This is a genomic window from Rhizobium sp. 01T444, from assembly GCF_056398305.1.
This window is the reverse complement of sequence record NZ_JBFTPD010000095.1, coordinates 1-1,054: the sequence shown is the minus strand read 5'-3', so window position 1 is coordinate 1,054 and position 1,054 is coordinate 1. Positions and strand designations below refer to the sequence as shown.

Annotated in this window: 1 protein-coding gene; it reads left to right on the top strand. The window is 66.3% G+C overall.

Annotation, left to right across the window (positions count from 1 at the left end; all coding sequences use genetic code 11):
• Window positions 1-105 precede the first annotated feature (105 nt).
• Window positions 106-1,054, top strand: a 949-nt coding sequence (ltrA, locus tag AC1DTN_RS37290; protein ID WP_477925115.1) for a group II intron reverse transcriptase/maturase, incomplete at its 3' end; no start/stop codon positions are given.

Here is a 1,054-nt window from a genome sequence, read left to right as displayed (position 1 = left end):
AGCGAGAAGTCAGCAGAGGTCGTAGTAGCCGGAGTTGCGGGGCTGAGGAGGCCAGAAGTCAAACGGCGAAGGACCAAACGAGAGCAAGTGTTGAGCGAGATGTCGATGTCCGAGGTCATGCGTCAGATGCCCGCGCGAGCGGGGCGGGCGGGAGTCGCGCGCGGTGAAGCCGTGAGCCAACCTGCCAGCGACGAAGCCGAGGGCCCGCGAAATGGAGCGACAGACACGGGKTCAGCGCTGCTGCAAGCGGCGCTGACGAGAGACAACCTGCAGCGCGCGCTCAAGCGGGTGCGGGCCAACAAGGGCGCCGCCGGTGTGGACGGACTGGACATCGACCAGACCGTGGAGCATCTGGTGACGGCCTGGCCTGGCATCCGGGGGCAACTGCTGCGGGGCGAGTACCGGCCCAGTCCGGTACGGCGGGTGGAGATTCCCAAGCCTGACGGAGGCCAGCGCGAGCTGGGCATCCCGACGGTGGTAGATCGGCTGATCCAGCAGGCGCTGCTGCAGGTGCTGCAACCGATTCTGGACCCCACCTTCAGCGAGCACAGCCACGGCTTCAGGCCCGGGCGGCGTGCGCAGGATGCGGTATTGGCCGCGCAGGCGTTCGTGCAGACCGGGCGCAGGGTCGTGGTGGACGTGGACCTGGAGAAATTCTTCGACCGGGTCAATCACGACATCCTGATCGATCGCCTGCAAAGGCGCATTGCCGACGCCGGAGTCATCCGGTTGGTGCGGGCGTACCTGGACAGCGGGATCATGGACGGTGGGGTGGTACAGGAACGGCAGCAGGGCACACCGCAAGGTGGGCCGCTGTCGCCGCTGCTGGCCAACGTGCTGCTCGACGAAGTGGACAAGGAACTGGAACGCCGGGGCCACTGCTTCGCGCGCTACGCTGATGACTGCAACGTGTACGTGCGCAGTCGTCGGGCGGGCGAGCGGGTGATGGCGCTGCTGCGGCGGCTGTATGACAAGCTGCGCTTGAAGGTCAACGAGACCAAGAGTGCGGTCGCCAGTGCGTTCGGGCGCAAATTCCTGGGTTATGACCTGTGGT